This is a genomic window from Methylobacterium nodulans ORS 2060 (assembly GCF_000022085.1).
Taxonomy (GTDB): domain Bacteria; phylum Pseudomonadota; class Alphaproteobacteria; order Rhizobiales; family Beijerinckiaceae; genus Methylobacterium; species Methylobacterium nodulans.
This window is the reverse complement of record NC_011890.1, coordinates 1-9,829: the sequence shown is the minus strand read 5'-3', so window position 1 is coordinate 9,829 and position 9,829 is coordinate 1. Positions and strand designations below refer to the sequence as shown.

General features: G+C 67.2%; 6 protein-coding genes and 1 pseudogene. 6 read left to right on the top strand and 1 reads right to left on the bottom strand.

The features are described 5' to 3' along the window. Positions 1–821 precede the first annotated feature (821 nt). The gene (locus tag MNOD_RS41170) at positions 822–1,313 is read left to right on the top strand and encodes a hypothetical protein (protein WP_012631457.1); all 492 of its coding nucleotides are present in this window, start codon (positions 822–824) and stop codon (positions 1,311–1,313) included. A gap of 68 nt (positions 1,314–1,381) precedes the next feature. Here MNOD_RS41170 and MNOD_RS41165 read toward each other — a convergent pair. Next, a pseudogene (locus MNOD_RS41165) lies at positions 1,382–2,027 on the bottom strand (recombinase family protein). 999 nt (positions 2,028–3,026) lie between these two features. Between MNOD_RS41165 and MNOD_RS41160 the strand changes: the two are divergent. From MNOD_RS41160 to MNOD_RS41140, 5 genes are all read left to right on the top strand, one after another. Continuing rightward, complete coding sequence (locus MNOD_RS41160; protein ID WP_012631456.1) at positions 3,027–3,230, top strand: helix-turn-helix domain-containing protein; 204 nt, start codon at positions 3,027–3,029, stop codon at positions 3,228–3,230. Continuing rightward, positions 3,227–4,147 carry a hypothetical protein gene (locus MNOD_RS41155; protein WP_012631455.1) on the top strand — a complete coding sequence of 307 codons (921 nt, stop codon included), beginning with the start codon at positions 3,227–3,229 and terminating at the stop codon, positions 4,145–4,147. The genes MNOD_RS41160 and MNOD_RS41155 overlap by 4 nt, the downstream gene beginning before the upstream one ends. Before the next feature lie 128 nt (positions 4,148–4,275). After that, positions 4,276–6,816: a DUF5906 domain-containing protein gene (locus MNOD_RS41150; protein ID WP_012631454.1), complete on the top strand. Its 2,541-nt coding sequence runs from the start codon at positions 4,276–4,278 to the stop codon at positions 6,814–6,816. A gap of 386 nt (positions 6,817–7,202) precedes the next feature. After that, complete coding sequence (locus MNOD_RS47865; protein ID WP_198157718.1) at positions 7,203–7,457, top strand: hypothetical protein; 255 nt, start codon at positions 7,203–7,205, stop codon at positions 7,455–7,457. A 1,013-nt stretch (positions 7,458–8,470) separates the two neighbouring features. Then, a complete protein-coding gene (locus tag MNOD_RS41140; protein WP_012631452.1) occupies positions 8,471–8,716 on the top strand; it encodes a hypothetical protein in 246 nt (81 codons plus the stop codon). The last annotated feature ends 1,113 nt before the right edge of the window (positions 8,717–9,829 follow it).

Genomic DNA, 9,829 nt, shown 5'->3' with positions numbered 1-9,829 from the left:
CAGGCAAAGCCTCACCGTTCCGAGAAGCGGCGTCCTCGGTTGACTCCCGAAGGAGGGTCTGGCGATATCGGGAGGCTATTGGTTCCCGACATCGCCGCTTCGGCGGTTCCACGGCCCTACTCCCGGCAAGGAGTGGGGCCGTTGGCTTTTCAGGGTCTCACTGCGGCGGCGGTGGTTCTCCTGGTGCGACTCGGCGTGATGCCGGTCGCCTGATCGCACATCAGGCCCGAAGCGGGGCCGCCCGTCAAATCCCACCGGCGCTCGCTCGCCTCAATACCCGCCTGACAAGTGAGTAGGCCCTGACTTTGGGTTGAAGATCGTTTTTCGCGGCCAAGTATTCATATAGTTCAGTTCCGCAAAACCCGGTGCCGATTATGGGCACAACTTTATGGCTTTGATTGAATAGAGGGCGGCACAAGCAATAAAACTCGCCGATACCCCTGCACGAGGGGCGAGCCCCACAAAACTCTGTGCTGACAACACCTCAACGGCTGACACGCTGCGCTCAACGGCTGACATACTATGCCGAGCGGCTGACACGCCGGGGCCGTGGCGCTGTGCTCGGGTACGCCCGAGAGCGCGCGCTCGCGCGTCAAACGGCGCGCGTCAAACGGCAGGAGTCAGCCGTGCCGCGAGTCGGCCCCATCATGCCCCCCTCGCATGGAGGGTCGCGCGGGGCCCTCGATGGGGCCTTCGCCCTTGCGACTCCCCAACCGTGTTAGCGAGCCCTTAACCGTTTCTCGGGAGCGTCACGGTGGGCCACCCATGGCGGGATCGGTGGCCCCACTCGCGGCCCTATCGATCCCCCGAGCGGTGGCCCCATGGCCGACGACGTGCAGTGGATGACGTATGCCGAGCTAGCCGAAGCGCTCGGCATTGGAGGGGACAGCGCCCGCAACCTCGTGAGGCGCAAGCGATGGGCCCGTCAGTTGGGCAACGATGGCATGGCCCGGGTGGGAGTGCCCATTGAGCACCTGCAGGAGGGGAGGGGGTCTGAGCCCCCCGCCGATCCCCCCGCTGATGGGGGTAGCGATGGGGACGACGATGGGGCGTCTGTTGTTTCGGTTTTAACAAACCACATCTGCCGTTTAGAGCGAGATCTTCATGCTCTGAAGGAAGAGCACGCCGCCGAGCGCAGCCGCCTCAGGGATGAGGCGGAGGTCCTGCGTCAGGAGCGGGATGCCGAACGCCTGAGGGCCACGCAGGTGGAGGTGCTACAGGCCGTGCTCGATGAGATCCGTCAGGACCGCGATCGGTGGCACGCTACTGCCACGGCGCGTCGTTCATGGTGGCCATGGCGCCGGACGGGATAGCCCCGGCCCCGGTGCACGAAGCCGCGACCGCTCAAGCCGCAGCAGCCCGCTGATGTTCGGCTGCCCACTCACGCCGCCCACCGCGCGAGGATGGCCTCCGCTTCGGCCGGGTCCGCCTCAATCCGGTACACGGTCTGCCGAGACAGGCCGGTAGCCTTCGCGATGGCCGAGACCCCTACCCCCTGCCCAAGCATGCTGCGCACGATCGCGAACTGATCCCGGGTGTAGGACGGCTTACGCCCTCTGTAGGCGTCCTCACGGGCCTTGGCGTGCTCAATCCCGGCCCGCTGAGCCTCTTTCGTCGCCTCGGCCTGTGCCTGTGCCGTCGCGGCCATGAAGCCGATCAGCGCGTCTCTGACGGCCTTCTGCATGGGATCCTTGGTGGCGCCGTCGAAGGTCAGGCCGTTGATGACGGTCCGCACCACGACCCCGCGGCGCATGAACTCGCGGATGGTCTCACACACGTCCGCGTAGTCGCGGCCGAGCCGGTCCACCCCATCGGACCACAAGCATGTCGCCGCGGCGCAGCTTGTCGAACAGCCGGCGCCCTCCCGGCCTGTCAGCAAGGCGGGTGCTGACACCTGACACGCCCTCGTCGGTCACGACCTCGTCGATATGGAAGCCTGCCGCGACGGCCTGCTTCTCCTGATGGGCGGCGGTTTGGTCGAGGGTGCTGACGCGGGCGTAGAGGATGGTTTGCGGGGCTGAGGTCATGGCGGGCAGACTGTCCGTTTGGGATCTGTCCGTATGAAAGCGTGTCCGTAGGCCGAAATCAACCCTAGCGGACGGGGTTTTCCGCCTCTCCGAGCCTGTCCGCTGCGGTATACCTCTGCGGACAGGCGCATGGTGCATGGCTCTGCACGCGCGCAGATCGTCGGGCATCCGATCGGTCAGGCAGCGGTGGGGCGTGGAGATCTGCTCGCGGGGGTGATCGGACAGGCTGCCGGGCGGGGTTGCCCGATAGGCCCCCCGGGTCTCGTCGGGTCCCTCGGCGGCGCCCGCCAAAGCAGGTGGGCTGTCCCGCTGCAGGCAGGGGAGGGCCCGGGCAGTGGGGCCGCCCGACAGCCGCCGCAAGCCCGCCCACGGCCGCAGCGCTCCCCGGAAGCGGTGCTGCCCGGGAGCCGGCCATGAGCCTGCCCTGAGCCTGCTAGGGCCGGCCGCCATGCCCCCCGGGTAGCGGCAGGAACCCCGGCGGCGCCCGCAAGGCAGGTGGGCTGCCCCGCTGCGCGGCCGCAGCGCTGCCCGGTTGAGCCCGAACCCGACCGCTGCCCGAGCCGGCCCTCACGCCCCCCCCCCCCGGGTCCCGTCGGGTCCCTCGGCGGCGCCCGCAAAGGCAGGTGGGCGGTCCCGCTGCCGCTGAGCGCACCGGGCAGCTCGGCTACGGCTCTCCGGCCATGCCCCGGCCCCCCACCCCGGGGGCCTCAGGCGCAAGACACCCCGGCCGCGGAAAAATACGAACCGGGCTGTGTAGGCGTGACGCGCCGCCGCCCCTGTGCCCACTCCGATGTGGCGCGATAACACACTCCCTGAACGACCTGCGACGGGTCGCCGCAGATTTTAGTCAGGTGTAGCCTAATGTTGTCAGATCATTCCACCGCGCTACGGCGCGGGAATTGTAGTGACCTCTTCGTCGTCGTTATACGCTAACTCGTCGCAAGCGGAGCGACATAAGTCGGCTTCGGCAGTAGGTGCGGTGTTTACGCGGGGAATATCATGGAAGATGAGCTGATGACGCAGCGACAGCTCGCCGCGAAGCTCAAGGTGTGCCTGCGCACCCTTGAGCGCGAGCTTGCGACTGCCAAGGACGGACCGCCCGAAATCCGGCCATCGCCGCGGCGCATCCTGTACCGGAGCACAGACGTCAACCGGTGGCTTGAGGCCCGGACGGTCCGCCGCAATCAGGGGATCAGCCAATGACCCCCCGTGCCCATATCGCGGGCCTCGGGCTTGATGAGCCCATAGCCGAAACCTCAGCCCTCCGCGTGGATGAGGCGCTGCGCGCCTTCGACCTCCTGCGCGGTGGCGTGACCGTGACCTCGCGCGAACATGCGGCGCAACTCGGCCCAAATGGCGGCCGCATCATCAACAGCTACCGTTCCGACAAGCAGGCGCGGCAGCGGTGCCGGGAAGACCTGCTCGAAGTCTTCTCGAAGGCCGACCCGCAGGACTTCGTGATGGTCCTCAATGAGGCGCCCTACACGCTGCGTATCCCGAGAAAGGAGGAAGTAACGGGCATCCGCGCGGTCGCAGTTCGCCTTACGTTCGATCATCAAGCACGAGAGCTGTGCAGGATCAATCCGGGAGCTGCCGCGCTCGATTTCATGGTGAGGGTGGCGCAGCCCCTGCTCGCCCGCGCAATCCGCGCGGGTACGCGCCCCTTCTACATCAGCGACCCCGCGCACTACTCGGTGATCCTGCTATGGACGTTCGAGGAGCCGATCCCCGTTGAGACGGAGCGGGATCGCAACGCCTTTCGCGATGAAACCCTCCGCCTCGTGCGCACGGTGCGTGCGGCGGGCGTCCAAGGCGCAAACATAGCCGGCTGCCCACTCACGCAAACGGTGCCTGTCCCCGGGGTCGTGCGGCTGCGCAACGGCGTGGAGCATATCGGGGTGTTGAGCTACGACCCGCGTGACGACAACCCGGGTCTCCCGGAGTCGAACGGCAGGACGTTCGCAGACATCGTCAGACTTGTCGACCGGATCGAGAGGACGCCCCCTGTCAGCCCCGCAGAGGTCCTGTCAGACCTTGCGGATGTCGGTCTGTACCAAAAGGTGAATGACCGCATCGTGGACTGCGGGGGCCGCCCCCTGCACGAGGCACGGCCTTGCTAGAGGTTAACCCGCGAGTATCAAAGCAGTTCGAGGGATCGAGACCAAAAAAGAAGGGCGGGAAATAATCCCCGCCCCTGATGGCCCTGCCAAGAGCCGAAGTTTAACCCACTGTGAGAAAGCACAGAACCATGTCGGCTCAATCTTTACATCGGCTTGGCGCCCGTAACAAGTCCGGTCAGCCTTGGCGGGACTACGGCGATGCTCTGCGCACGAACAAGTGGCGCGCCGTACATATCCAACACGGCGAGAAGAGGCCTCTCCTGAAGGAGTGGCCGCAGCGCGGCGTCCCGACTGCCGCAGAGGTGGAGACATGGCAGCGGCCGGAGCGGGCGAGCATGGGCCTCATCCTCGGCCCGCAGCCCTCACTGCCGCCGGACGAGCATGTAGTCGCCGTCGATGCGGACGTGTTCACCCCTGCCGCGGCCACTGCTGTCAACGAAATCCTTGAGCGGCGCCTTCCGGGCGCTCCGCATCGGCTTGGCAACCCGGCGAAGGTTGGAACCCGCTTCGTCCGCACCAAGACCGCCGATGGCTCCGAGCCCGTGCGGCGGCAAGGGCGGCGGTTCATCTTCGACGGCGCCCCGGACACCAAGGAGAACCACAACAGGGTCGAGCTGCTTGGCCAAGGGCAGCAATCCGTCGTGCATGGCACCCACCCCTGCGGGGTCGCCTACGCGTGGCCCTCGGGGACGAGCATCGTGGAGATGCACCCGAGCGAACTCCCGCTGATCCCGATCGACGAGCTGAACGCGATCATCGCCGAGTGCGATACCGCGATGGAAGCGGCCGGCGGCGTGCTCGTGAGCGGCGCAACCTTCAGCCGCAGCGGTCGTAACGGCGGCGGAGCCGATCTGACCGCCTTGGTGGAGGCCAATGCCGAGGCGCTGCTGTCGGGGCTCGCTGACACGCGGAACGACATCAGCAGCCGCAATCGTTGGGTCATGTTCACGAAGGCGTTCGCTGCGCTCTGCCTCCCGGCGCTCGGTGAGGACCGGGTAGCCGAAGCCCTGTTCAGGTTCACGGACCGGTGGGAGACCGCTCCCGGGACCGCGGACATGGAAGAGATCCGGCGCATCATCCGGGAGGAGGATAAGCCCGCGCAGATGGGCCTGCGCGAGGTGTTCCACATGATGCGCGAACGCGGCGCCCCGCTGCCGGGCAACTTCCTCGCCCGCCTCGACTTCGAAGGCGTGCCCGTCAACGACAACGACATGCCTGGCGCGACCGGCCGGGCCCCTCGTGCGCCGAAGGTTGCCCCCGCTGACATGCCCGAGCACGTGTCAGCGCTGTCAGCCATGAACGGGCGCTACGCGGTCGCACGAAATGGCGGCAGCACTGTCGTGCTGCGCTTCGGGCCGGAAGGCAGCGTGCCGTCCATGATGACCAAGACGGCCTTCATGGACTTGGAGGCGCCCAACAAGATCACCGGGCCTGACGCCCGGCGGCACCCGATCGCCCCGGCTTGGTTCGGGTGGAGCGGGCGCCGCACCTATCCCGAAGGCGTCGCGATGTGGCCACAGGGGGTGACAGGCGAGGGCCTGCCCGTGCCCGAGGGCGCCCTCAACACGTGGCAAGGCTTCGTCAGCACGCCGGCCGCGGCGGGGTCGGATTGGCCGACCATTCGCGCATATCTCCGGGACGTCATCTGCGCGGGCGACCAATCCCTGTTCGCGTGGCTGATGAATTGGCTTGCCCACGCCGCGCAGCGCCCGCACGAGAAGCCGGGCACGGCGCCGATCTTTAAGGGGCCGCAGGGGTCGGGAAAGACAACGTTCACCAACCTGCTGCGGGCGATCTTCCACCCCGCCCACGTCGTCAGCGCAGAACGCCCGGAGGCGCTGCTCGGCAAGCACAACGCACACCTGCGAGAGGCATTGTTCGTCATGGCGGACGAGGCCGTCTTCGCGGGCGACCCGGCTGCCAACAATCGCCTCAAGGCGATGGTCACGGACGCGACGTTGACGATCGAACCGAAGGGCATCGACGCGGTATCTGTGCCGAGCTTCCACCGGTTCGTGATGACCTCGAATGAGGATCACGTGATCCGCGCTGAAGCTGACGCCCGGCGATGGGCGGTGTTCGATGTCAGCGGCGAGCAGGTGGGCAACGTGGCCTACTTCCGTGAGCTATACGCGGTGCTCAAGCCCGAGACCCCCGAGGTGCGAGCCTTCCTGCGCGACTTGGCCGTGATGGAGATTGACGAAGCGGCCGTGCGGCGGGCCCCGACCACAAGCGCCCTCGTCGGACAGATCGTCCAATCGCTGCCGGCGCCGCAGCAGTGGCTTTACGAGCTACTTCGGGGCTGCCTGCCGGCGTCGAAGCCCCTCACCGCGCGGGAGGCTGCCACCGCGATCCCATACCATCCGGAGTTCGAAGACGGGGACGGCGAATGGCCGGAGTTCGCGACGAAGGAGGCTCTGAGCGCGAGCTTCAAGGCTTGGACTACCGGGCGCCCTTACCTGCGAGGGGCAGGCACGAACGCCTTCGGCAAGCTGCTGACGATCTTCGGGCCGCCGACGCAGGTGACGTTCAGCGACGATAGCCGCCGCCGGGTGGTCTGCCTTGGTACGCTCGACGCGGCTCGGGCCGCGTTCGCGGCGGCTTATCTGCGGGGCGTCAACGACGCGAGCGTGTGGGGCAGGGGGGAGGGTGACGAAACGCCGGAATAGGGAGCCGCACAGCCTGCACGAGCGCCGAGGTGATCTGCACAGGCATCGCCTCGGCGCAAGCCATTGATTTTTAAGGGCCCGCACAGGCTGCACAACCTACACAGCCCTTTTTGAAAGCTAGGAATATGGATATAGAAACACCCCCCACTGCCAAAACAGGGCGGCGCGAGGCCCGTGCAATTTCCCGGGCCCAATTTGAAACCCCCGTGCAGCCTGTGCAGGCCGTGCAGCAGGAGTGGAACGCGGCCGGGCCGAACGACCGCCTGAGAGCAGGGGACAACAGGCCGGGCAACCCCACACCTATGCCTATTCGGGGCGAGGGCGGGCGCTTTTTACGCGGCGCTCCTTCACCCAATCCGGGTGGGCGCCCTGCCGTTGCCCCTGAGGTGAAGGAAGCGGCTCAGGCCTACACCCTCGAAATGCTCGCCGTATTGGTCCGCGTGGCGATGGACGAGGGCGCACCGCCGGCAGCTCGGGTGACGGCAGCGAACGCCGTGCTTGATCGCGGGCACGGCAAGCCGACCACGAACGTCGACGCGAAGGTGGCGACGGTGGACGTGACCAAACTCCACCTTCAGGCGCTGTTGGACCTGAGTGCACCTGCCCCGCAGCCGACCGGAGCCGAGAGGGGCGCCCCATAGGGGCCTTTCAGCGGCCCCGCGGTATCATGTCGGCCGCGCCCGCAGGATCGCCGTCCGGACGGAGAGCCGCCGCGTTTCCTCCTTGAAGTCCTCTCTCGCGGCGGAGGCCTTCGCGGTTGGATAGGCCTCGACGGCGGCGTCAATGTCGACGGTGACCCGAGCCGGCGTCTTTGTGCCGGAGCCGTTGAATCCCTTAATGACCGTACGGCGCGCGCGCGAGGGAACTGCCCGCGGCGAGCGGCGATTGCCCTGCAGGGTTGCGATCTTTCCATCGCACCCTTGCGCATACCTTGAGTGCCGGCTCGGCCTCCCGCGCCGGCCTCTCTTTGCCCGGCAGGTGCGGACCGAGCCCTTCGGAGTCCCTCTCAGGCCCGGCCCGCCGCTCGCCGCCAAGAGGAGGCACGGCGACGAGCCGCGCAAGGTTAGCACAGTCCAGCGACGCGCCCGCGAGGCCTCGCTAGAGGCCGATAGACTGGCCCTCGACTGGCGGCCGGTTCGAGGCCCGCGCGAGACCTTCCGAACACTGTCCGGAAGGGCGGATTCGCGTTCCATATACCGGCTTACGCGCCGCTGATGCGGCGATCTTGGCGACGATCGGGGTAATCCGGAAGGTTCCTTGTCTGCGGCGTACGACCAAGTACAGTCCTACCCACGCGGGTGAAGCAGGCGACGATCGGGTGCCTCCGGATCGGCGGCGGGGCAGCACCGTCCCACCCGCTAGCACTCCCAGGTTCCCCTTCAGCCCGCCCGGTCCTGCCGTGGCGGGCTTTTCTCGTGAGGCGCGTCTCTCGTTCCGTACTTGCGCTTACCCGGGTCCCGAGCGCCACTCGCTCGTTCACGCGGGGCGGTGACAACCTGGGGCCATATAGCGGCTGAGTGCAGTCCCACAAATGCAGGTTGCCTAAGCCACTCAGGCGATCCATGGTTTATCCACCTGTACCTGAGTATGGGGAATTTCTCCGAACTAGGCGCATCGGCAACGATGCGCCTTTTTCGCGAAAGAAAGAGGTGGCATGACTCTGCCTATTGTCGTTGCCGCGGCCGAGGCGGCGGTTTTTACACTCGGCTGTGCGTTTATTCATTCGCAGAAGCGCCTGCGTGCCGAGCGACTTACCGTCTTGCTTGCTGCCGTGGCCTACGCAGCCTTTCTCGCTCTCGTGGTCATGAGCACGCCCGAAGATACGACGATGGCGGAGGTCGCGGCCGAGATGGGCAGCCCGCTTCCGTTGCCGGGCGAGCCAAGGTTGATCGAGCCGTGATAAGCGCCGAAGCGCTCAGCGCGCCTTCGGCCCGCCCGGTCCTGCCGTGGCGGGCTTTTCGGGCGAGTTGGGTGTCGGTAGTCTTGGGTTCGGCGGCTATTTCATCGTGGAGCAGCTTCTCGGCCGACCGGCGGAGTTCGGCCGCCTGCCGGTTCAATTCCGTGAGCGTCTCCTCAACCTGCCGCCGCGCTTGGTCGAATGTCGGATCAGCCATGCTGGTTCGCATCGGTCGTGTGGGTGCGATTTGCGACACGACGCCTGGTTGCGCGTCGGGTTCCACCGCGCCGGCTGAGGATCGCGACACATCCCGAGCACCCTCCGATAGCCTGCAGCTAGCGCATGGCGCCGACCGCCTCCGCGACCCCATCCGAATCTCGCAAGCCGCGCCGGTCACCGTCGCCCTGCCGTCCCGGCAGCTCTTGCGACGGTTCCGCTCGCCTCGTCGATTCAGAACCCTCCCGCCCGGCGCAGCCGTTCTAGTGCAGCTTCCAATCCCGATTCTGGAGTTGCCCGACCCTTCTCGCCCATAAGCAATACGGCTCCGCCTGAACTTTGCTTATGGGCGACTTGAGCCGCCGGCATGGCCCTAGAGGGCGCCGGGAGGCTCACAGGCGGCCGCAGCGGCGCGGAAGGCGTAATCGGCCGGCGAGCCGGCGCCGGGGCTCCACGGGCCGCCTGAGCCCGCGCGTTGGCCGCCCTGAAGGCCTGCCCGTAGTCGGGGCCGAACCGGAAGAGCATGGCGCGCCGCTGCAGGCCCTCGTCCGTGCGCTGATAGCGCCTGCCCGCAGCCGGCTCGGCCCGATCAAGGAACCCGACCTCCTCCAACGCCGCGATGGCGCCCCTCACACGGGCCTCGGACAGGCCGAGATCCTCGCGGCCGGCGATGGCCCTGCGATCGATTGGGAAGGCGCTCAGGAACCGGCTAGGCGTGCTCCAAAACCGTCCGAGCCACTTAGCGAGGGCGAGGGCTGCAGCGGCATTCTTCCGGCCGCGTAGGGCCGTCTCAAGCCTCTCCGCGATCGTGCGCGGCAGGCGGTAGGCACAGGTCATCCTCTCGGCCCTCGTCGGGCCGCAGCAGATCGTGCGGAGACGCCGGTCGGGCGCTCCGTTCCA